We start from the raw sequence: 22,143 nt of genomic DNA, 5'->3' as shown, positions 1-22,143 counted from the left end.
GCCAGTGCTGCCGGTCCGAAACTGTCACCGGGCGGCAATCCGCCTGAAACAGCGGGCCGCCATCATGGGAGCATGAATCCCAAAGCCCATGGCAGAACGCCGTTCCCGGCGCCGTCCGAGTTGAGCTGTGAAGTCTGCGGCCAGATGCCCGAACCGACCAAGGCACGGCTGACCCTCGCCAACATCGCCGTGATGCTGCCGATCGAGCTGCTGCTGCATGCCGCCGTCGTGGAAACACAGCTGCCGTATGTCGCCAAGGTGCTGGTCCTCACGCTGACCGCCACAATCCTGGTCATCTGGGTGGCGGAGCCGTCAGCGGCGCGGATGCTGCGGCGCTGGCTGCACGCTCCGGCCCTGCGCCACCGCAGCCGGCTGGTGGCCGCGCCGGCCCTGTGGCGGGCCCGGACGGTGCTGAAGGACAGGCCGGGTTCGCTGCTGAAGATTACCCAATCGCTGGCCCGGCTGGACACCAACATCCTGAGCATCCACGTCCACCCGGTGGCCGGCGGGGTGCTGGACGAGTTTGTGCTCTCCGCCCCCGGCGGGCTCCGCGACGGGGAACTGCTCCGTGCCCTGCGGGACGGCGGCGGCGGGGATCCCCATGTCTGGCCCACCACCGCTCTGGCCATGGCGGACGGGCAGACCGGGGCGCTGAGCCTGGCCGCCCGGATTGCCGCCGATCCCCATGAGCTGCCGCTGGCCGTGGCGGAACTGCTGCACGCCGGGATCGTCCCCCCGGAGGCTCCGGACACCCGGCAGCAGCCTCCCGCCGTCGACGGCACCATGCTGCGGATCCCGACGGCCTGGCAGGGCCCCATCACGTTTGTCCGGCCCGGCGAACCGTTCACCCCGGCAGAATCCGCCCGCGCCCACCGGCTGGCGGAACTCGCCGAGATCCTGGCATACCGTCCCGTCCCTCCGGCCTAGGAATCCCCGCGGCTGCTGTTGTCACGTTCCCAGCCGCCCGGCCGCGCCGCACCCCGGCGGCCGGCAACCGCAAATCCCAAATAGACGGCGGCATTGGCTGCCGAGAGCGGTCCCCGGATGGATCTGACCACCTCCGCCAAGGTGTGCCGGGCGGTACTGTGCTGGCCCTCACGGCCGTTCTGCTCGGCGTTGCCGCGGTAGACCCGATGCAGCACCGCCAGCTGGTCACGGGGTGTCCGGGGAGGCCGGATCACGACGGGCTCGACATCCAGGACCGCCTTTTCCGAAGCCGCAAACAGGCGGTCCACGAACAGGTCATCGGCAATCACGTCCGGGAACTCCCCGAACCGCTGGTGGCCCCGCTCGGACACGCCATACACGCCGCCCGCCCAGAGCCCGCTGCGCGCAGACGGCAACCGCAGGCGCGTGCCGTAGTAGGCGTGGATTAACGGATGGGCGTCCTGGAGGTCCACCCGCGCCGCCGGACGTGCCGCCAGGAGCGTGCCCTCCGACAGTGCGTTCAGGACGTCCCGCACCGTGCCGGGGCTTATCTGTGCATCCGCGTCGAGGTAGAGCCTCGGCCACCGGGTGGCGGCAGCGTCGCCCGCGTTCAGGGCCGCGGTCTTGGAGGGCCGCGGCGATTCCAGGACCGTCACGCCTTCGAAGCGGCGGGCGATCTCGGCGGTGTCATCGGTGCAACCGTTGCAGACCACGAACACTTCCAGCCTGCCGGCAGCCGCCAACTGGGCCAAAGGAGCCAACGTCCTGGCAATCACCCCTGACTCATTGTGCGCCGGGATGATCACCGAGCCCGCAGGGAATTCCGAAGCGTCAGCGTCCCTGGTGGGGCCGGGAAGGTCAGCCCAGCGATCTTCGGAGAGCATGGTCCACAGCACACCCTGACGGTCCGGCTTCCAGCACCGCAGCACTTCGGACAGGATCTGGACGGTGTGGAACACGGCCGCGTACGCTGCCGAGTGGTACTTGCGGATGTAGCGGGTCCGATTAATGGCCATCAGTGCGTTCAGTTCCGTTGACGCGCCGGATCCGCCGCCCTTATGGGTCATGGTGGCCGCAGGCTCGTACCAGACCGTTTCGTCCAGCATCCGCAGGCGGCGGAAGAAATCTGTCTCTTCCGAGTAAAGGAAGTACGACTCGTCCCACGGCACTGAGTCGGCCAGGGAGCGCCGGACCATCAGCGCGGCGCCGGTCGCCCACTGGACCGGGTGCGGGTGGTCGTAGCCTTCCGGGTTGAAATCGGTGGTGGCGAGCCAGCCGGGCCGGCTGCCCGCCCGGCGGCCCAGAAACGCGTCACCGACGGCGCGCGTGAGGCTCGGTTCCCGGTGCAGCGTCGGACTGGTGCCGCCGTCCGGGTCGATCAACCGCGGGACGACGGCCCCCGCCCGGGAAGCACGCAGCCGCTGCAGCATGGTCTTCAGGCTGCCCCGTTGGACCCTGAGGTCCGGGTTGAGCACCACCACCGTGGCGGAATCACCGGCTCTCCGCAGGGCAGCATTGATTCCCGCCGAATAGCCAAGATTGCCCCCGGTGGAGAACGCGATGACGTCGGGGTGTCCGCGGCGCACCAGCCCCAGGGTTCCGTCCCTGGAGGAATTGTCCGCCACGAGCACCCGCAGGGTCAGATCCGCTGTTTCCTCCCGCAGGCTTTCGAGCAGTGCACCGATGTCCCGTGAACTGTTGTAGGTGACGACGACGACGGCAGCGTCCGCCAAGCCGTCCGGCCCGGTAAAGCGGGCCGGGGTCCGGGGGGCGGGTGCAGCGTGCGGCACCGAAGCCGTTAGGGCCGGGGGCACGGTGCACGAGTCGGTCCGCAGCTTCAGATATGCCGGCGGTCCACCGATCAGGTAGCGGCCGGCCAGCCGCCGTGGCTCCAGGGCCAGCCGGTAGCTCCATTCCAGGCCGTGCTCGCTCACCCACCGGGGTGCGCGCCGGACGCGGCCGGCAAGGAAGTCCACGGCCGCGCCGAAGGCCAGCAGCACGGCAGCACCGGTGAGGCTTCCGTACTGGTCGATCCAGAGCTCCTGGCGGGGTTTGCCGAGTCCCACATACAGGATCTGCGCTCCGGAGCCGGCTATGTCCCGGGCGATCCGTTCCGAGTCCGGGATGGAGGCCAGTTCCTTCCGGTCCGGAGACCACATCCCGGCCACGTGGAGCCGCGGATGTTCCGCCGCAATCTTGTCCGCCAGCAGCCGCTGGTTGTCCTCCGAACCGCCGAGGAATCCCACCCTCAGGCCGAGTTCCTCAGCCCGGGCCAACAGGGGGGACGCCAGATCGCTCCCGGCCAGCCGCGGCCAGCGGCGCCCGGTGAGCCGTTGTGACTGCGCCACCAGTGGCGCTCCGTCCAGCAGGTACAGCCACTCCACGGCGCTGGCAGGATCCGCGTGCAGGGTGCCGGCCCAGCGGCCGCCGGTGCCGAAATGGTTGAGATGGTCAAGATTCACCGAGGCGACAGCCAGCGGCGGAATACCACCACGGGCTGCACGCGCGAGGATCAGCTCCAACGCCGGTTCAGGGTCCATGAGATCCACCGGCGTGCCGCCCAGGATCACCCTGCTGCTGCCCAGCTCTTCCATGCCGCCCCCTCAGGATATTTCCGCGGGCAACAACTGCCCGTCAGCTTCGACATAGCGCCGCCCGGTGGCGGGGCACAGCCAGGTACCGCCGTCGTCCTGCTTCAGCGGATGCCCGGCCTCTCCCACCCAGCCGGCCTGCCGTGCCGGGACCCCGACAACGACGGCGTAGGCCGGAACGTCCTTCGTGACGACGGCTCCGGCGGCCACAGTCGCCCATTCGCCGATGACGACCGGTGCGATGCAGACAGCGCGGGCTCCGATGGAGGCACCCTTGCCCACGGTGACCCCGACGGCCTCCCAGTCGTCCGATCCTTTGAGGCTTCCCTCCGGGGTGATGGCCCGCGGATACAGGTCGTTGGTCAGAACGGCCGCGGGGCCGACGAAGACGCCGTCGGCAAGGCGTGCCGGTTCATAAACCAAGGCATAATTTTGCAGCTTGCAGTTATCGCCGACGGTGGCCCCCGGGCCGATATACGCGCCCCGGCCGATGTTGCAGTTCTTGCCCACGGCGGCGTCCTCGCGGACCTGGGCAAGATGCCAGATCCGGGTGTGCGCCCCGATGCTCGCGGTCTCTGCCACGTCTGCTGTGTTGGCAATGTTCTTCGTGTCACTCATGTCGCTCCTGCCGTAAACGGTTCCTGGATCCCAGTGGCGGGCACTGGTTTTCATGGCCCTATCCCGCCGATCGGCTAAGGACTCCGCTTCGCATAGCGCGCGCCGGAACACCGACCCAGGTCTCGTCCTCGGGCACGTCGGCCAGGACGACCGCGCCCATGCCGATCACCGCCCCGGCACCCACCGAGGCCCCTTCGCGCACGCTGGCGTTCATGCCCAGGTAGGCGCCACGCCCGATCCTGACACCGCCGCCCAGCGAGACTCCGGCGGCGAAGGTGGCGAAATCCTCAACGAAATCGTCATGGGTGAGCGTCACGCCTGGCATCACCACCACGTGCTCCCCGAGCGTCACCCCCGCGGTCAGGGTGACGTGGCCCAGCAGGATGCTCCCCGGGCCGATGTCGCAGCAGTACGGGACCCGTACAGAAGGATCGACAACGGTCGCAAAGCGGTATGCCGGGAAGCCCAGACCGGCGAGTCTGGCGACGACCCGCTCACGCGCCCGCCCGGCACCGATGCAGACGACCGCCCTGGCTTCCGGGTAGCGGAGCACGTCGCTGGGCGGCCCGAGGACGCGTGCGCCATCAACCACGGACCCCACCTTGGCAGTGTCATCGTCGAGGATGCCGACGACGTCGAACTGGCCGGACTCGCGGACGGTGGCCAGCACCTCGCGGGCCAGGCCACTGGCTGCAATGAGAAGGAGCTCACTCATGTGATCGCTCCCCGCTCGCGCGCAGGATGGAGCGGGTCACCCGGTACTGATCGTCCGGGGTCAGCTGATGGTAGACCGGGAGAATAACGGTGTTGTCCGTGAGCCGTTCGGTGACGGACAAGTCCGCGCTGCCGGTGTCCAGTCCGGCGTAGGCCGGCTGCCGGTGCGCGGCCATGATGCCGCGCCGCGCGGAGATGCCGTCCCACGCCAGCTGTTCCAGCAGTTCCTCCCGGCCCAGGGGGAACTCCGGCAGGACCTCGAACCAGAAGGACTGGAAATTGCTGGTGCCGTAGACGGGATCCCGGCTGAAGCGCAGCCCTTCCAGGTGACCGAGCGCCTTGGTGTAGCCGGCGACGATCTGCCGGCGCCGGACCACCGCCTGGGACAGCCGTCCGAGCTGCACAAGCCCCACGGCTGCCTGCATATCGGTCATCCGGTAGTTGAAGCCGATTTCCAGGTACTCCTCCGCCGGGGCCAGGATCGAGGCGTGGCGGTCATTGGCGGACACACTCATGGCGTGTTCGCGCAGTTGCCTGGCCCGGTGCGCCCATTCGGCGCGGCCGGTGGTCAGCATGCCGCCCTCGCCGGTGGTCAGGATCTTGCGGGGGTGGAAGGACCATGCGGCGAGTTCGGCGCCTGCCCCCACCGGGCGCCCCCGGTATGTGGAGCCTGCCCCGCAGGCCGAATCCTCGATCACCGTGATGCCCAGCGGGTCGCACAGCTCCCGGATCGGTTCCAGGTCGACAGGCATGCCGCCCTGGTCCACCACGATGACGGCCCGGGTGTCCGGGGTCAGGGCCGCGGCCACGGTCTGCGCCGACACGTTGCCGGTGTCCGCCTCGACGTCGGCAAATACCGGCCGGGCGCCCACGTACGTGGCGGCGTTGGCGGTGGCGATGAACGAGAAGGAGGGCACGACGACGTCGTCGTGCGGCCCGACGCCGGCCACTTTCAGCGCCAGGTGCAGGGCCGTGGTGCAGTTGGAGACCGCGACGGCGTGCGCGGCCCGCTGCGAGGCGGCAAAAGCTTCCTCGAACCTCGCCACGCGGGGCCCCTGCGCCACCCAACCGGAAGCGATCACTTCCGCCACGGCGTCGGCTTCCTCGCTTCCGAGCCATGGTTTCATCACGTTAATCCGGCTCAGCGCCTGGTCCTGGTCATGGTCCTGACTGATGGTCATCGTGCGGCTCCAACCCGGGAGGCTGCGATTTCATCCCGCAGCGGGCGCCACCAGGCGACGAGCTCCCGGAGGCCTTCCTCGAGCCCGGTTTCAGCACTGAAGCCAAGATCGAGCCTTGCCGCCCTCGTATCCGCCTGCCGACGGACGACGCCGTTTACGGCGCGGTCCGGACCGTGCTCCACGTGCAGGCCCGAGTCCATGGCGCGCAACAGGGCCTCGGCGAGTTCCAGCAGGCTGGTCTCGGCGCCGCTCGCGACGTTGTAGACGCCCTCCCTGACGTCACTGCCGGCGGCCAGGATGTTGGCCCGGGCGATGTCCCGGGTGTGGACAAAGTCCATGGTCTGCCGTCCGTCTCCGAAAATCAGGGGCGGCTGGCCGTCCGCGATGCGTTCCATCCAACGCACCAGCACCTCGGTGTACAGGCCGTGCACGTCCATCCGGGGTCCGTAGACGTTGAAGTACCTCAGCAGGACATAATCCAGCCCGGTCATGGCCCGGAAGCTGCGCACCATGCCTTCGTTGAAGGACTTGGCCGCGCCGTAGAAGGTGTCGTTGTTGTGGTGATGGTGGCGTTCCGTGGTGGGGAACGCCTCCGCCATGCCGTACACCGAGGCGCTGGAGGCCGCAATCAGCTTGTCCACGCGCTGGGCTGCCGCAGCCTCGATCACGTTGAAGGTGCCGTCCGCCAGCACCTCCAGGGCCAGCCGGGGCTCCTCCGCACACTGGGTAATCCGGATGGCCGCCTGGTGGAAGACGATGTCCTTGCCCCGGGTCAGGTCGTGGACCAGGTCCCGGTCGCGCACATCGCCTTGGACCAGCTGCACCCGGCCGGTGGCCAGCGCATCATCGAGGTTCGCCCGGCGGCCCCGGACGAGGTTGTCCAGGACGTCGATCCGGTCAACCCCGGCGGCGACCAGATGGTCAACAAGTGTGGAACCGATGGTTCCGGCTCCCCCGGTCACGAGGACCCGTGCCCCCTGCAACGTGCTCATCGCGTTCCCTCCAATTGGACCTCGTTGCCGATGACGGCGCTGGACCGTCCATCCGCTTCGAGGCTGCTGCTCACTGCTTCCAGCACCGAAAGCACCCGGAGGCCGGCGGCCCCGCTGGTCCGCGCGGGCCGCTGCTGCCAGATGCTGCTGGCGAATTCGGCCACCATCTGGCCGAGCGCCTCGTGTTCGGGCAAGGCCGGCGACCAGGTGTCGCCGAGCCGGTAGGAAATGGCCGAGGCCTTCTTGTCTGCCGCGGACCGGGACTGCCTGTCCAGGCTGACGCCGCGGTCGTAGATGCTGAGCCGCTGCTGCGGATTCAGATCGTCCCAGACGAGCGTGCGCCGGGAGCCCCCGACGACCAGCTGGCGGATCTTGGTCGGGCTCAGCCAGTTCACGTGGACGTGTGCCATGGCGTCGTTGGGCAACGCGAACGTCAGGTGCCCGATGCACGCATGGCCGGTGCCCAGGGGATCCGCACCGTGTGCCGCCACCTCCACCGGCTGCAGCCCGCCAGGAAGGATGAAGTCGAGGATGGACAGGTCGTGCGGGGCGAGGTCCCAGAAGACATCCACGTCCGGCTGCACCAGCCCCAGATTGATCCGTACCGAATCGATGAACAGGATGTCGCCAAGCGACCCGTCGGCGATCAGTTCCCGGATCTTCAATACTGCCGGGGTATAGCAGTAGGTGTGGTCCGCCATCAGGACCAGCTCCCGCTCTTCCGCCTCCTCGACCATCTCCAGTCCCTTGATCCGGCTGTCGGCGAGAGGCTTCTCGACCAGCACATGCTTGCCGGCCTTGAGTGCCGTCAGGGCGATGCCGTGGTGCGTGTGTGCCGGCGTCGCAATCGCAACGGCGTCGACGTCGACCAGGTCCAGCAGTTCGTCAATGGACCTGAAGACGGGAACCCTGCCCTGGGCCGCGGCGAGCTTGGCTGCCCGCGGCTGGTCCAGGTCCACTATTCCGGCGAGCTCCCAGTCAGGGCTCGCCGTGAAGTTGCGCGCCAGGTTGGGGCCCCAATAGCCGGCGCCGATGACGGCAACACGCAACTGACCCGTAGCTCCCGCAAGGTCCAGGCCGCGGGAGTACCCCGGAGGTGTTTCATCCATTGTGTATCCTCTCTAAGTCAGTACGCGCCCGCAGGCAGGCACATAGCTCTGAAGGTGCGCCACATGATGATGACGTCGCCCATGATTGACCAGTTTTCGACGTAGTAGAGATCCAGGCGCACAGCCTCATCCCACGGCAGATCCGATCGGCCGTTGATTTGCCACAGCCCGGTGATTCCCGGTTTGATCAGCAGCCGGCGGTGCGTGTGCCGCTCGTAGCCGCCGACCTCGCGCTGCAACGGGGGCCGGGGTCCGACCAGGCTCATTTCGCCGGTCAGGACGTTCCAAAACTGGGGGAGTTCGTCCAGCGAGTAACGCCGCATCCAGCGTCCGCAGCGGGTAACCCGCGGATCGTTGTGCATTTTGAACAAAACGCCGGCGCCCTCGTTCTGCGCCCCGAGCCCGGCCAGCGCGGCTTCCGCGTTGGTGACCATGGACCGGAATTTCAGCATCCGGAATGGTTTCCCGGCTTTGCCCACCCGCTCCTGCCGGAACAGGACCGGCCCAGGGCTGTCGCGTTTGACGATGATCGCCAGAACGAGGAACAGGGGCGACAGCAGGGCCAGGGCAGTCGCGGCCACCGCGATGTCCAGCAGCCGCTTGAAGGCATGCTTGGCGCCGCTGTACCGCGGCACGTCCACGTGCATCAACGGCAGCCCTTCCACCGGACGCCAGTGGATCCGGGGCCCGGCGACGTTGGTCAGGGACGAGGCCAGCACAAGTTCCGCTTTGTGCTCTTCAAGCCCCCAGCCCAGTTCGCGGATGTACTGGTTGCCGCCGGGCATCGGGCCGGCAACGATGACCGCTTCCGCCCCGCAGCGGCCGACTGTCCGGACGACGTCATCAGTGGAGGACAGGACCGGCACCCGGCGGCCGTCGACGTCGAACGAGGTCCCCCGCCGCCCGCCGGGCAACGACACCCCGAGAACTTCGTAGACGGAACCGGACTTCCGGGCGATCCGCTTGAGCACGTAGCGCACATCATCGGCCTGCCCAATGACAATCGCCTTGACGAGGTACTGCCCCTGGGCCTGCCGCGCGTTGTACCAGCGGCGGGCAAACCAGCGGCTTCCGGGCAGCAGGATGAGACCCAGCGGCAGGGAAACCAGGTGGAACGCCGATGCCGGCTGGACGCGGAACGCTACCAGGCCGACGGCGAGCAGCCCGAAGACCGCGCTGCTGGCGGCGGCGACACGCTTGTACTCGCTGGTCCCGGTTCCCAGAATCTTCGGGTCCCTGGTGCGGTAGAGGCTCAGGGCCGCAATCCACAGCACGCCGAGGACCCCGCCGATGAAGGCCGCGTTAAGATCGGCCTGGCTTCCCCCGAAGGGCTGACCGGCCTCGAAACGGACGAGGAATCCAGCGATGACGGAGACGATGACGACCAGGGCATCCGTGCCACGCAGCAGACGGCGCAGGAACCGCGCCCATTCCCGGCCGGAGAGCCTTGCCGTTGCGGGCGTGGTGGCGGGCAGGACCGCAGCGTCAACCGGGGCGCGTCCGGCGGAGGGCCGAAGTGCGGGCGCAACGGTTGCAGGAGCAGCGTGCGTGGCATGGCCCGTATGCAGGGCATGGGGTGCGTACACGAGATCGGGCACCATCCCTCCGGGGCGGGCGCCGGCGTGTCCGGGGCTTTGGAGGGCCAGGCCGAGCGGCATGCCCTCTGGCTGCGGTGTCACCGTCGCCAGCCCGAGCTGGAATCCGTGGCCCGCGGGCCCGCGGACGTTTCGTCCGCACAAAATAAGGTTGCCCGGCCATTCGGCCGAACACTCCGGGCGACAACGACCCTTCGTGCCATTGCGACTCCCTCCAAAGGCAATTGGCTGCATCGTTTGATGCCTGAGCCAATCCAAGTTGGTGGGGCCCCAAGGGTCACGAGTGGTTTATACTTGGCTTTTCGCACCGCCCTCCGGCGGCACTGTCCGGGTAGTACTCACTGACCGGAAATTTCCGCTGCGCCGGCACCGGAAATTGGCCGACACGTATCGCCGAACGGCGGCGGAAGATGCCTTTAGGCGCTCATCCGGATCTTCAGGGCGTCGCGCTCGACGGCCACGGCGAGATGCGTTCCGGTGCCGAGGTGGTCACCGTCCAGCTGGAATTCCTGTTCATGGCCGAGGTCGATTTCCGCGGTTTTGCCGGCGAAGTACTCCACCGACCGGTTCTTACTCCGCTTCCGGCCGAACACACCGGAGAGCACATTCAGCCAGCCGAACCGCCCGGCGGGTGCCAGGATCACAACATCGAGGATGCCGTCGTCGACCTTGGCGTCGGGGAAAATCTCGACGCCGCCCATGATCTTGCCGCAGTTTCCGACCATCACGCTGCGGATCCGGCGGCGCACCGGCGCCTGTCCGTCGATGCTGATCGTCGCCTTCACCGGTTTGCCCGGCAGGTGGCGGATCCCGGCCTCCACATACGCGAGCCAGCCCACGCGGTCCTTGAGCTCATCCAGGGTGTTCGCCATGATGGCGGCGTCGTAGCCGAGGCCGGCCATCACCAGGAACACCTCTTCCTGGTCCGAGTGGTCCAGCCGCGCCTTGATCACATCGATGGACTTTTCGCTGCCGTTCAGGACGTCGTAGCTGGCGGCCACCGGATCCGTGATGTCGATCCCGAGGTTGCGTGCCAGCAGGTTCCCGGTCCCCAGCGGGACGATGCCCATCGGGATGCCGCTGCCGGCAAGGACCCCTGCCACGCAACGGACGGTGCCGTCGCCGCCGGCGGCGATGACGACGTCGACCCCCTGTTCCAGGGCCTGCCGTGCCTGGCCGAGGCCGGTGTCCTTAGCCGTGGTTTCCAGCCAGAGCGGCTCGGCCCAGCCTTGCGCCTCACACAGCCGGTGGAAGGCGGCGCGGAAGTCCGCCCCCGAGGATTTCATCGGATTGATGACCACGGCGGCGCGCCTGGACGGGGCTGGGGTGTTCTCTGGCATGGCGTCCTTCGGGGCGAGGGGCGGGAGGTGGGCCGAACTGAAATCCTAGCCGGACTCCCGCCGTTACGTCGGCAGCCTGGGTCCGAACCGTGGACGTCCGCGCGCCGGAGTCACTAGACTGGCCATGCCCACGGCGCCGAAGCGGAGGAACATGACCGAACCAAAGAGTTACTCAGCCGAGGCTGAGGCCTCCAGCATGGATCCCCACGACTGGGGCCGGGCGATGGCGCTGGCGGTCACGCGGCTGGCCGCGCAGCTGGCCCCCGGAGACAGCGAGGACATCCATGCCTCCTTGCTGGGCAGGGACCTGCGCCTCTTGATCAGCGACGACCCCGCGGGGGTCAGGATCACCGTCTCGACCGGGCCCGTCGCAGGCTCCTGACACCAGCCGGAAACCCGGCCGCTAACGGCCGGCGGACAGATCCGCGGAGATGAGCTCCGCGGTGGCCACTGTCTCCGCCCGCACCGTCTCCAGATAACGTTCCGGGTCCGGCTGCGCGGCGACGGATTGGGCCTGCAGGGAGACGTTGATGGCCGCCACAACCTTGGGCCCATCAAGGACCGGGGCTGCGACGGACATCAGCCCGAGTTCGAGTTCCTGGTCCAGCAGGCACCACCCCTGGGCCCGGACGGTGGCCAGCTCCGCCAGGAGCGCCTCCCGGGTCCCGATGGCCCGCGGGGTGAGCGGCCGGATCTCGGCCGCGGCGAGGTAGTCCTCCAGCCGTGCGGGCGGGAGGGCCGCGAGCAGCACCCGGCCCATGGACGTGGCAAAGGCCGGGAACCGGGTTCCGACCGTGATGCCAACGGTCATGATCCGCCGGGTCGACACCCGCGCTATGTAGGCAATGTCGGTGCCTTCCAGCACGGCCGCCGACGTCGACTCCCCCAGCTTGAGCGCGAGTTCCTCAAGGTGCGGCTGGGCGAACTGCGGCAAGGACAGCCCGGACAGGTAGGCGTATCCGAGCTGCAACACCTTGGCGGTCAGGGCGAAGATCTTGCCGTCGGTGCGGACGTAGCCCAGTTCCACGAGGGTGTGCAGGAACCGCCGGGCGGTGGCCCGGGTGAGGTCTGTCCGGGCCGCCACCTCCGTCAGCGTCATTTTCGGGTGGTCCGTGTCGAAGGCCCGGATCACGGCCAGTCCGCGCGCCAGCGACTGTACGTACTGGTCGCTGGCGGCGGGTGCGCCGTCCGCGCCGGCGCCCTTTGCTGCCTCAATCATTTCTGCCCCTCATGGTCCCGCATCACTTCCTACCCGGGCTTCGGACCCGCGAGCGGCTCCGTCAGCTTCCGGCGGCGGATGCGGCCTTGAGCGGCACCGGCACCATGGCCTGCAGCTCCTCGAGGGTGCAGCCGAAAGTCTCCCGCACCTCGACGCCCTCCGGGCCGGTCAGGAACACGGCCTTGTCCGTGTACACCCGGGTCACGCAGCCGATCCCGGTGAGCGGGTAGCTGCAGGTCTCGACGAGCTTGGACACGCCCTCACGGGTCAGGAGCGTCATCATCACGAAGACGTCCTTGGCGCCGGTGGCGAGGTCCATGGCCCCGCCGACGGCCGGGATCGCGTCCGGGGCGCCGGTGTGCCAGTTGGCCAGGTCGCCGGTGGCGGAGACCTGGAAGGCCCCCAGCACGCAGATGTCCAGGTGCCCGCCGCGCATGATGGCGAAGGAGTCCGCGTGGTGGAAGTAGGAAGCCCCGGGCAGCTCGGTCACAGGGATCTTGCCGGCGTTGATGAGGTCGCCGTCGATCTGGTCCCCCGTGGCTTCCGGGCCCATGCCCAGCATGCCGTTCTCGGTATGGAGCGTGATGTTCTGCTCCGGCTCCAGGTAGTTGGAAACCAGGGTGGGCTGGCCGATGCCGAGGTTCACGAAGGATCCAGGCTTGATGTCCCGGGCCACCAGGCGGGCCAGGTCATCGCGGCCCAGGGGCTTGTCTGAGGTCCGAATGGACGTCTGGGTGCTGCTCATCAGGCCACCTTCACAATGCTGTTGATGTAGATTCCGGGGGTCACGATGATCTCCGGGTCCAGGCCGCCGGTGGGGACGATCTCGGACACCTGGACCACGGTGTGCTTGGCCGCTGCGGCCATGATCGGGCCGAAGTTGCGGGCGGTCTTGCGGTAGACGAGGTTGCCCTTGCCGTCGGCCTTGAGCGCCTTGATCAGGGCGACGTCGGCGTGGATGGGGGTTTCGAAGACCTGGCCGCGTCCGTCCAGGATCCGGGTTTCCTTGCCTTCGGCGAGCATGGTGCCATACCCGGTGGGGGTGAAGAATCCGCCGATGCCGGCGCCGGCGGCGCGGATGCGCTCGGCCAGGTTGCCCTGCGGGACGAGTTCCAGCTCGATCTCGCCGGACCGGTACTTGGCATCGAAGTGCCAGGAGTCGGACTGCCGCGGGAACGAGCAGATCATCTTCCTGACCCGGCCTTCCTTGATCAGCAGCGCGAGGCCCTGGTCGCCCTGGCCGGCGTTGTTGTTGACCACGGTGAGGTCCTTGGCGCCGCAATCCATCAGGGCGTCGATGAGCTCGAACGGCTGGCCGGCGTTGCCGAAACCGCCGATCATCACGGTGGAGCCGTCCTTGATGCCGGCAACGGCCTCGCCGACGGTGTCTACGAAGTTCAACATGCCTTAACCCTTTTCTGTCTTTGCCGACGGCGCGGCAGTCACGTTTTCGAGGACGATGGCGAGGCCCTGGCCGACGCCGATGCAGATCGCGGCGACGCCCCAGCGTTGGCCGGTGGCCTGCAGGGTGCGGGCCAGGGTGCCCAGGAGGCGGCCGCCGGAGGCGCCGAGGGGGTGGCCCATGGCGATCGCGCCGCCGTGCCGGTTCACGATTCCCGGGTCGATGTCCCAGGCGGTGATGCAGGCCAGGGACTGCGCGGCGAAGGCTTCGTTGAGTTCGACGGCGCCGACCTGATCCCAGCCGATGCCGGCCTTGGCGAGGGCCTTGTTGGCGGCCTCAACGGGGGCGTAGCCGAAGTACTGGGGGTCGTTGGCGTGCGCGCCGCGCCCGGCGATCCTGGCCAGCGGGTCCATCCCGAGGATCCCCGCGGCGTTTTCGGAGCCGAGCCAGGCCGCGGAGGCGCCGTCCGAGAGCGGGGAGGCGTTCCCGGCGGTGACGGTGCCGTTGCCGGTGCGGAACACGGTCTTGAGTCCGGCGAGTTTCGCCGCGGAGGACCCGGCCCGGATCGTCTCGTCGCGGACCAGGTCCGTGCCCGGGACCGGGGCGACGAGGTGGTCGTAGAAGCCCTCGTCCCACGCCTTGGCGGCGAGGTTGTGCGAGGCGGCGGCGAATTCGTCCTGCGCCTGCCGGGTGACACCGTATTTCTCGGCCAGCCGTTCGGTGGCCTCGCCCAGGGAGATCGTCCAGTCCGGGTCCATGGCCTGGTTGACCAGGCGCCAGCCCAGTGTGGTGGAGGCCAGGTTCAGGTCCCCGGCCGGGTAGGGCTTCTCGGTCTTGGGCAGCACCCAGGGTGCCCGGGACATCGATTCGACGCCGCCGATCAGCATCAGGTCCGCGTCGCCGGTGTTGATCTGGCGGGAGGCGATGATCGCGGCGTCCAGCGAGGAGCCGCAGAGCCGGTTGACCGTGGTGCCGGGGATGGAGACCGGCAGGCCGGCCAGCAGGGTACCCATCCGGGCGACGTTGCGGTTTTCCTCGCCCGCGCCGTTGGCGTTGCCGAACACGACCTCGTCGATGCGTTCGACGTCGAGCCCCGGGGCGCGCTTCACGGATTCTTTGATCACGTGCGCGGCGAGGTCATCCGGGCGGACCCCGGCCAGCCCGGAACCGAACTTACCGAACGGCGTCCGCACGGCATCGTAAACAAAAGCCTGATTCATTTTTGCTCCTCTAATTCTCTGTGCACCCATCTAGCTGGCAGTCGATGTCGTTATGAGGGCTCAAAACGACACCTGCTGCCAGCTAGTTGGGCGGGACGGGGGTTTCGTCGAGCTCAGTGTTGTCCATGGAATGGAAGACCTGCTGGGCGGTCTTGAAGGCGGTGTTGGCGGAAGGGACTCCGCAATAGATGGCGGTCTGGAGCAGGATTTCCTTGATTTCGTCCCTGCTCAGGCCGTTGGTGATGGCGGCGCGGATATGCATGGCCAGTTCTTCCCAGTGCCCGTGGGCCACCATCGCGGTGATGGTGACGGCGGAGCGCATCTGCCGGGTCAGGCCGGGCCGGGTCCAGATGCCGCCCCAGGCGATGCGGGTGATCATGTCCTGGAAGTCCTCGCTGAAGGCATCCTTGTTGGCGTTGGCGCGGTCCACGTGGGCGGCGCCGAGCACCTCGCGGCGCACTGCCATGCCGCCGTCGTAGATTTCCGTGCTGGTGGCGTCCGGCTGGACCACACCGTTCCGTTCGGGGCCGGTCACTGTCCGGCTCCGCGAGATTCGGCCCAGGTGATCAGGGTCCGCAGCAGGTCGGCGACGTGCCCGGGAGCTTCGAACGGCGCCAGGTGTGCGACGCCCTCGAGGCTCACGGCACTTGCGGTGCCACCGCCGGCGGTGATCCCTTCGACAATTTCCTCGGCGAAGGACGGCGGGGCAACAGTGTCCTCCACGCCCGCGATGGCCTGGGTGGGGACGCGGATGCTGCCAAGCTCTTCCCGGACGTCGAAGCCGGCGAGGGCTTCGCAGCAGAAGGCGTAACTGAAGCGGTCGGCGTCGCGCAGGTTGTGCAGCAGGCGGCCGCTGAGCTCCGGTTCGCGCTCCATGAAGCCGGGGCCGAACCAGCGCTGCGCCGAGCCCTGGATCATCACCGGGGTGCCCTGGGTGCGCACGGTTTCGGCGCGTTCCAGCCAGCCCTCGGGGGTGCCGAGCTTGGCTCCGGTGCACTGCACGGACAGGCTCTTGAGCCGTTCGCCGTGCTTGATGCCCAGCTGCAGGCCGGTGGCCCCGCCGAGGGAAACACCGGCGTAGTGGAACTGCGCGCCGGGGGCGATCGAATCGACGAGCCCGATGACGGCGTCGGCCAGCTCGGCGACGTCGAACGTTTCCTTCGCGGCCGGCGAGATGCCGTGGCCGGGCAGGTCCCAGGCGACGACGTCGAAGTCGTCACCCAGCAGCGCGCCGGCCCGGGCCCACAGCAGGGAGGACGTCCCCAGGGACGGCCCCACCACCAGGAGTGGCTTGTGGCCGAGGGTGCGCTGGGGGGAAAGCAGTACGGCCTTGACTGTTGGTCTAGCCACGGGAGGCTCCGTTCAGATCGGGATTCAATGATGGCTGGGCGTCCGCGCCGGCTGCTGTGCCGCCCGCGTAGTCCGGGAAGGCCGCGAGGATGCGGCGGGAGATTTCGGCGGCCTGGCCCAGGTAGCTGGCCGGGTCCAGCAGCTCCTCGAGCCGGGCGTCGGAGAACAGCTCCGCCGGAACGGCCGCCCGGAGCAGCCGCCGGTAGATGGCGGCCTGGTCCGCGGCCGGGGCCTGCAGAGTCCGGTCCACAACGGCCTGCAGCCGCTGCTTGCCGTCGGCCCCCAGAAGCGGTGCCACTGCGGCGGACACTCCCTCGCTGAGCAGCAGCGGGCCGGACAGGTCCAGGTTGCGGCGCATGGCGTCCGGGAAGAGCTGCAGGCCCTCGGCGAGCTCCCTGAGGTGCCCGGCGGCGCCGAGGGCCAGGCGGAGCAGTTGCCGGAGGGCCGGCCACTCGGTGTGCCAGGCGCCGTCGGGGCGTTCGTCGTTGAAGTTGGCTGCGGCAAGGTGCAGCTGGGCGGCCTGCGCGGGCGCCTGGAGGGCTGCGCTGCGGACCAGCACGGAGAGCACCGGGTTCTGTTTTTGCGGCATGGCCGAGGACACGCCGCGTCCGGCGGCGCGCGGCTCGGCAAGCTCGGCCACTTCGGGGCGGCTCAGGAACAGCACATCGCCGGCGATCTTGCCCAGCGCATCCGTCACCGCCGCCAGCGAGTCCCCCAGCGCGGTGATGGCCAGCCGGTTGGTGTGCCAGGGGCCGGGCGTGGCGGCCAGGCCCAGCCCGGCGGCGAGGCTGTCCGAAAGATCGAAGGGTGTCACGGCCGCGCCGGTGGTCAGCACGGTGCCGGCCGCCAGTGTTCCGGCGGCGCCGCCCATCTGCACCGGCAGCTCAACGGCCTCGAGGCGGCGAGCCGCGGCGGCGACTCCGTGGAACCACTGGGCAGCCTTGAGCCCGAAGGTGAAGGGAAGCGAGTGCTGGGTCAGGCTGCGGCCCACGCACAGCGTGTCCGCATGCTCTTCCGCGAGGGCCGCCAGCGCCGCCGCCGTCCGCTTGAGGTCGGCCAGCAGCGCCGGGAGGGCGTTGCGGGCGAGCAGCATCAGCGCCGTGTCGAGCACGTCCTGGCTGGTCAGCGAGGTGTGCACCGCCTGTGCGGCGCCGACGCCCGCTGTGTCCAGGGCCTTGACCTGTCCACGGAGATCGGCCAGCAGCGGGATCACCGGGTTGGCGCCGCCCTGCGCGCGCACGGCGATGCCGGCGGCGTCGTAACGGTATGCCTCGGCGGCGGCAGCCACCACGGCGGCGGAGCCGGCCGGGGCGAGGGATGCCTCTTCCAGGACGGCGGCCCAGGCGGCCTCGACGGCGAGAATCGCCGCGAGCACTGCCCGGTCCCCGGTCAGCGCCGCCACAAGGGGCGACGCCGACACGGGGCTCAGCAGGCCGACGTCGCCGTCGGAGCGGGGCGGATCAATCACTGGGCGGCGCCCTCGGCAGCCGTTCCCTCGACGGCAGGTCCTCCCTCGAAGTCGAGGAACACGGTTTCGCCCTCGCCTTGGAGCCGGATGTCCCAGCTGAGGCCGCCGTCGGCATCCCGGCGCGCGATCAGCGTGCGGCGGCGTTCCGGCGTGAGCGAGCTCAGCAGCCGGTCTGCGGCCAGGGCTTCCTCGTTTTCCGGAAGGTAGACCCGGGTGAAGAGCCGGTTCATCAGGCCGCGGGCAAACACGGCCACGGAGATGAACGGCGCCGCCCCGGCTTCGGTGGGGCCCGGGTTGACGGTGGTGAAGGTGAAAGCCCCGGTGTTGCCGACGGCGCTGCGGCCGAAGCCGGTGAAGGTGTAGCCGTCCCGGACGAGGGAGCCCGTGTGATGGGGGACCTTGCCCTCGGCGTCCGCCTGCCAGATTTCCAGGATCGCGTCCGGGATGGGGTGGCCGGCGCCGTCGTACACGGTTCCCTGCAGCCGGATGGAGCCGGGTGAGCCAGGGGCCAGCAGTTCGCGGTCCTTGTTGTAGGGCAGGGCGTAGCCGTAGAACGGTCCTACGGTCTGGCCGGGGGTGGGGGTGAGTTTACTCATGGTCATCTCCGCCTGATCCCAGAGCCTCGTTTTCGGTCCAGGTCCGCTTCGACCCGGTCAGGACGATGTCCCAGTTGTAGGCCAGCGCCCATTCGGGCCTGGTCTGCTCGTGGTTGTAGGTGGCCACGAGCCGGTCCCGCGCGTCCTGGTCGACGATCGACTGGTAGATCGGGTCCAGCGGGAAGAGCTGGTCACCGGGGAAGTACATCTGGGTGACGATCCGCTGGGTGAATTCCTGTCCGAACAGCGAGAAGTGGATGTGGGCCGGGCGCCAGGCGTTGAGGTGGTTCTTCCACGGATAGGCGCCGGGCTTGATGGTGGTGAAGCTGTAGGAACCGTCCGCGCCCGTGATGCAACGGCCGACGCCGGTGAAGTTCGGGTCCAGCGGTGCCGGGTGCTGGTCCCGCTTGTGGATGTAGCGCCCGGCGGAGTTGGCCTGCCAGATCTCCACGAGCTGGCCCGCAACGGGCCGGCCGTCGCCGTCGAGTACGCGGCCCGAGACGATAATGCGTTCGCCGACCGGTTCACCGTTGTGCTGGATCGTCAGGTCCGCTTCGAGCGCGTGCACGTCCATGTGCCCGAACGCGGGAGAGTACAGCTCGATGGTCTCCGGGTCAGCGTGGTGCAGGTCCTTGGTAGGGTGGCGCAGGACGCTGCTGCGGTACGGGGCGTAGTCCAGCCGGGGCTGGGTTTCCGCCGCAGTACCGTTCTTGAGCGCCTGGGCGTAGGCATCGCCGATGGCCTTCATTTCGGCGCTGAGGTCCGCCTGCGACTCCGCAGCGGCATCGAGCGGCGCATACGTCTTTGGTGCGGCTCCGGTTTCGGCCTGTGGCGCCGCATCCGACACATCTTCGGTGATTGGGTCGGCGTTGAAAAATTCGAGTTCGATTTCTTCAGGCACAGCAGCCTCCCTTCGTTGGGTGGTGGTGGGTCGGGGTCAGGTGGTCAGTTTGGGCTGGTGCAGGTGGTCGTACTGCACCGCGTGCCGGACCGGGGCGTTCGGTGCGCCGTAGCCGTCGTAATTGCCGCGGCGTTCCACCATTTCGAAGAACACGCTGCCTACGGTGGCGGTGTAGAAGTGCAGGAATTCGCCGTCGGCGTCGCGGTCATAGAGCAGGTTGAGCTCCCGCAGGGTGGCCAGGAAGTCGGGCTCCAGGCCGAACCTCGCATCCAGGTCCTCGTAGTAGTTCGCCGGGATCTTCAGGAAGTCCAGGCCGCGGTCCCTCGCGGCCCGGGCGGTGGCCACGAGATCATCCACCGCGAAGGCAATATGTTCCTGGTACGTCCTGCGCTGGCCGGTGCCGGCGGCATTGGCGGTGCCGGCGGCACCATCCTGCTGGATGAGCGGTGCCAGGTTCAGCACGAGGCGGACCCCACGGTCCTCGGTGAGCATCACCTGGGAGCGGACCAGCCCGGTGGGGCTCGGAACCTCCGCGTAGGGCTGCGGCTCCAGGGCCAGGGCGCTGGTGTAGAACAGCACGGCCTCGTCAAAGTGCTGCCAGGGCTGGGCCAGGTTGACGTGGTCGATCACGGCACTTGGCTGGCCGGGTGCCGGAATTTCCAGCCCTTCGCCGAATTCGCGGGTCCACGCGGCGGTGCCGTCGGGGCTGCCCTGGCACAGGAAGATCTCGGTGGAGTCCGGGGCGGCGAAGCCCTGGAAGATTTCCTCGTCGGCCTGGCTCTTGCGTGGCACGGCCGGGGCCTTGAGCTGCTGGGCACGGGCGGCGGCAATGACGGGGGAATCGACGTCGAAGCCTAAGGCAGAGATTGCAGGCGCGCTGGCGGTCTCCGGGTTTGCGGCGGGGGCGCCATCCAGGGCCGGGGGCTGTTCGTTGATGATCACCCGCGCGTGGCCCATAGTCCACAATTGCACATTCTTGGTCCGGTGGCGGCCGTTGAACGCGAATCCCAACTGGCCCAGCAGGGTTTCCAGGCTGGCGGTGTCCGCGGCCCTGACCTCTGCAAAGTTGAAGCCGGCCGGCTCGGCCACCTGCGGCAGGGTGGCCAGTTCCATCGGATAGCGGCGGCGGCCGGCAGCCCGGGCGCCGCCGGGTCCGCCCGTGCTGTCCGCAGCGGGGCCCGGGTTGGCCTCAAGCCATTTGGCGCTCTGTTCTTCGAGCCAGATCAGGGAGCGCATCGCGTCCACGGCCGTGCGTTCGACATCGGACTGGCGGAAGACGTCGTTGAAGACCTCCAGGGACACCGGGCCGGCATAGCCGGCACGGACGACGTGGCCCATGAACTTGGCGAGATCAAACTGTCCTTCACCCGGGAAGACCCGGTAGTGCCGGCTCCAGGAGAGCACGTCCATGGACAGTTTGGGGGCGTCGGCGACCTGGACGAAGAAGATCTTCTCCGGGTTGAACCCTTCGATCGGGGCCGTGTCCCAGTCGCGGGAAAGGATGTGGAACGAGTCAAGGCAGGTGCCCAGGCTGGGGTGGTCCACCATTTCCACGAGGCGGTGGGCATGCTCGTAGTCGTTGACGTACTTCCCCCAGGCGAGGGCCTCGTACGCCACCTTCATGCCGTGTTCCCCGGCGAGGGCGGCGAGGCGGGAGAGCTGGGCGGCCCGGAGTTCGTCGTCGTCGATGGCGGCGGTTGCCACGTTGGAGCAGACCAGGATGGTGTCCGTGCCCAGCCGGGACATCAGCCTGAACTTGGCCTCCGCCCGGCGCAGGTTGGTGGCGAGGAGCTCCTCGGGAACGCTGTCGAAGTCGCGGAACGGCTGGTAGAGATCCAGGGTCAGGCCCAGATCGGCGGCCATCTTGCGGACCTCCTCCGGGCTCAGCGGGGACGTGACGAGGTCCTGCTCGAAGATTTCGATCCCGTCGAAGCCGGCGATGGCGCAGGCCTGCATCTTTTCCCGCAGGGTGCCGGAGAGGCAGACGGTGGCGATTCCGGTGCGCATCAGGCGGCCACCTCTTCGGCGGCCACGAGTTCCAGGAAATGTGCGCGCATGCGGTCCGCGTCGGCCTCGCGTCCGGTGAAGATCCGGAAGGCGTCGGCTGCCTGGCCGACGGCCATCCGGCCGCCGTCGAGCACGTCGCAGCCCTTGGCCCGGGCTTCGCGGACCAGCTCGGTTTCGATCGGCCGGTACACGATGTCCGCGACCCAGTGCCGGGGCTCAACGAGGGACATGTCCAGCGGAACGCCGGGATGGGCGGCCATGCCCACCGGGGTGCAATGCACCAGTCCGTCGGCCAGCGGCATGAGCCGCGGCAGCTCCGCCGTCGTCCGCGCCGTGACCTCGCTGCCCGGGAAGAATCCAGCGAGTTCGGCCGCGCGTGCCGCGCAGCGGGCAGCATCGGTGTCCACCAGGTCCAGTTCACGGACGCCGGCTGTCAGCAGGGCGTAGGCGACGGCGGAGCCGGCGCCGCCGGCTCCGAGCTGGACCACCCGGTCCAGCTTCGCGCCGGGAAGGCCCGATGCCAGGGCCGCCGCGAAGCCGGAGAAGTCTGTGTTGTGGCCGATGAAGCGGCCGTCCCGGATGACCACGGTATTGACCGCTCCCAGCCGGCGGGCGTCGGGCGAGACCTCGTCCAGGTGCTCCAGGACCAGCTGCTTGCAGGGGTGGGTGATGTTCAGGCCGTTGAAGCCAAGCCGCCAGGCTCCGGTCAGCAGCTCCCCGACGGATTGGCCTGGCAACCCCAGCTCAATGAGATCGATGGGGCGGTAGAGGTACCGGAGGCCCTGCACATCGCCTTCGCGTTCGTGCATGTAGGGCGTGAGCGACGGCATGACGCCATCACCCACCAGTCCCACGAGGAAGGACTCTGCTCGATTGCTCATCCGTGTAGCTCCTTTGACAACGGCACTCGGCG

The 22,143-nt window shown here is 68.7% G+C and carries 21 protein-coding genes; 2 read left to right on the top strand and 19 right to left on the bottom strand.

The annotated features are described in order from the left end of the window. Positions 1–72: 72 nt before the first annotated feature. Positions 73–927 carry an amino acid-binding protein gene (locus E5206_RS03625; protein ID WP_136321296.1) on the top strand — a complete coding sequence of 285 codons (855 nt, stop codon included), beginning with the start codon at positions 73–75 and terminating at the stop codon, positions 925–927. Here the strand turns inward: E5206_RS03625 and E5206_RS03620 are convergent. The 8 genes from E5206_RS03620 to E5206_RS03585 form a co-directional block, all read right to left on the bottom strand. Continuing rightward, positions 924–3,521: a WecB/TagA/CpsF family glycosyltransferase gene (locus E5206_RS03620; RefSeq protein ID WP_136321295.1), complete on the bottom strand. Its 2,598-nt coding sequence runs from the start codon at positions 3,519–3,521 to the stop codon at positions 924–926. The two genes, E5206_RS03625 and E5206_RS03620, sit on opposite strands and share 4 nt — an antisense overlap. A 9-nt stretch (positions 3,522–3,530) precedes the next feature. Then, positions 3,531–4,136, bottom strand: coding sequence for an acyltransferase (locus tag E5206_RS03615; protein WP_136321294.1), 606 nt, complete (start codon positions 4,134–4,136; stop codon positions 3,531–3,533). Positions 4,137–4,194: 58 nt separating this feature from the next. Next, positions 4,195–4,851, bottom strand: a complete 657-nt coding sequence (locus tag E5206_RS03610) for an acetyltransferase (RefSeq protein WP_136321293.1) — start codon at positions 4,849–4,851, stop codon at positions 4,195–4,197. After that, complete coding sequence (locus tag E5206_RS03605) at positions 4,844–6,031, bottom strand: DegT/DnrJ/EryC1/StrS family aminotransferase (RefSeq protein ID WP_136321292.1); 1,188 nt, start codon at positions 6,029–6,031, stop codon at positions 4,844–4,846. Before E5206_RS03605 ends, E5206_RS03610 begins: the two co-directional genes overlap by 8 nt. Beyond that, positions 6,028–7,023, bottom strand: coding sequence for an NAD-dependent epimerase/dehydratase family protein (locus E5206_RS03600; RefSeq protein ID WP_136321291.1), 996 nt, complete (start codon positions 7,021–7,023; stop codon positions 6,028–6,030). Before E5206_RS03600 ends, E5206_RS03605 begins: the two co-directional genes overlap by 4 nt. Next, positions 7,020–8,132, bottom strand: a complete 1,113-nt coding sequence (locus tag E5206_RS03595) for a Gfo/Idh/MocA family oxidoreductase (RefSeq protein ID WP_136321290.1) — start codon at positions 8,130–8,132, stop codon at positions 7,020–7,022. Before E5206_RS03595 ends, E5206_RS03600 begins: the two co-directional genes overlap by 4 nt. Positions 8,133–8,149: 17 nt before the next feature. Beyond that, a complete protein-coding gene (locus tag E5206_RS03590; RefSeq protein ID WP_240689922.1) occupies positions 8,150–9,811 on the bottom strand; it encodes a sugar transferase in 1,662 nt (553 codons plus the stop codon). 332 nt (positions 9,812–10,143) lie between these two features. Further along, positions 10,144–11,067, bottom strand: coding sequence for a diacylglycerol kinase family protein (locus E5206_RS03585; RefSeq protein WP_136321289.1), 924 nt, complete (start codon positions 11,065–11,067; stop codon positions 10,144–10,146). A 151-nt stretch (positions 11,068–11,218) separates the two neighbouring features. Here E5206_RS03585 and E5206_RS03580 point away from each other — a divergent pair, with 151 nt between their 5' ends. Continuing rightward, positions 11,219–11,449, top strand: a complete 231-nt coding sequence (locus tag E5206_RS03580) for a hypothetical protein (RefSeq protein ID WP_136321288.1) — start codon at positions 11,219–11,221, stop codon at positions 11,447–11,449. Between the two features lie 21 nt (positions 11,450–11,470). On the opposite strand, the gene E5206_RS03575 is transcribed toward E5206_RS03580, so the two are convergent. From E5206_RS03575 to E5206_RS03525, 11 genes are all read right to left on the bottom strand, one after another. Then, positions 11,471–12,286, bottom strand: coding sequence for an IclR family transcriptional regulator C-terminal domain-containing protein (locus tag E5206_RS03575; protein WP_136321287.1), 816 nt, complete (start codon positions 12,284–12,286; stop codon positions 11,471–11,473). 61 nt (positions 12,287–12,347) lie between these two features. Further along, positions 12,348–13,031 (bottom strand): 3-oxoacid CoA-transferase subunit B, encoded by a 684-nt coding sequence (locus E5206_RS03570; RefSeq protein ID WP_136321286.1) that lies wholly within the window; start codon positions 13,029–13,031, stop codon positions 12,348–12,350. Beyond that, positions 13,031–13,690 (bottom strand): 3-oxoacid CoA-transferase subunit A, encoded by a 660-nt coding sequence (locus E5206_RS03565; protein WP_136321285.1) that lies wholly within the window; start codon positions 13,688–13,690, stop codon positions 13,031–13,033. Before E5206_RS03565 ends, E5206_RS03570 begins: the two co-directional genes overlap by 1 nt. Before the next feature lie 3 nt (positions 13,691–13,693). Beyond that, positions 13,694–14,908, bottom strand: a complete 1,215-nt coding sequence (locus E5206_RS03560; RefSeq protein ID WP_136321284.1) for a thiolase family protein — start codon at positions 14,906–14,908, stop codon at positions 13,694–13,696. 82 nt (positions 14,909–14,990) lie between these two features. Continuing rightward, entirely contained in the window at positions 14,991–15,443 is a 453-nt protein-coding gene (gene pcaC, locus E5206_RS03555; protein ID WP_136321283.1) for a 4-carboxymuconolactone decarboxylase, read from the bottom strand. After that, the gene (locus E5206_RS03550) at positions 15,440–16,258 is read right to left on the bottom strand and encodes an alpha/beta fold hydrolase (protein WP_136321282.1); all 819 of its coding nucleotides are present in this window, start codon (positions 16,256–16,258) and stop codon (positions 15,440–15,442) included. Before E5206_RS03550 ends, pcaC begins: the two co-directional genes overlap by 4 nt. Continuing rightward, positions 16,251–17,726 (bottom strand): lyase family protein, encoded by a 1,476-nt coding sequence (locus tag E5206_RS03545; protein ID WP_240689920.1) that lies wholly within the window; start codon positions 17,724–17,726, stop codon positions 16,251–16,253. The genes E5206_RS03550 and E5206_RS03545 overlap by 8 nt, the downstream gene beginning before the upstream one ends. Further along, positions 17,723–18,322 (bottom strand): protocatechuate 3,4-dioxygenase subunit alpha, encoded by a 600-nt coding sequence (gene pcaG, locus E5206_RS03540; RefSeq protein ID WP_136321281.1) that lies wholly within the window; start codon positions 18,320–18,322, stop codon positions 17,723–17,725. Before pcaG ends, E5206_RS03545 begins: the two co-directional genes overlap by 4 nt. Continuing rightward, on the bottom strand, positions 18,315–19,223 hold the full coding sequence (pcaH, locus tag E5206_RS03535) for a protocatechuate 3,4-dioxygenase subunit beta (RefSeq protein WP_205759997.1): 909 nt from the start codon (positions 19,221–19,223) through the stop codon (positions 18,315–18,317). Before pcaH ends, pcaG begins: the two co-directional genes overlap by 8 nt. Positions 19,224–19,259: 36 nt before the next feature. Continuing rightward, positions 19,260–21,230, bottom strand: a complete 1,971-nt coding sequence (locus tag E5206_RS03530) for a sugar phosphate isomerase/epimerase and 4-hydroxyphenylpyruvate domain-containing protein (RefSeq protein ID WP_136321280.1) — start codon at positions 21,228–21,230, stop codon at positions 19,260–19,262. After that, positions 21,230–22,111 carry a shikimate dehydrogenase gene (locus E5206_RS03525; protein ID WP_136321279.1) on the bottom strand — a complete coding sequence of 294 codons (882 nt, stop codon included), beginning with the start codon at positions 22,109–22,111 and terminating at the stop codon, positions 21,230–21,232. The genes E5206_RS03530 and E5206_RS03525 overlap by 1 nt, the downstream gene beginning before the upstream one ends. Between the last annotated feature and the right edge of the window lie 32 nt (positions 22,112–22,143).

This window comes from Arthrobacter sp. PAMC25564, from assembly GCF_004798705.1.
Lineage (GTDB): Bacteria > Actinomycetota > Actinomycetes > Actinomycetales > Micrococcaceae > Arthrobacter.
This window is presented reverse-complemented; position numbering and strand designations above follow the sequence as displayed.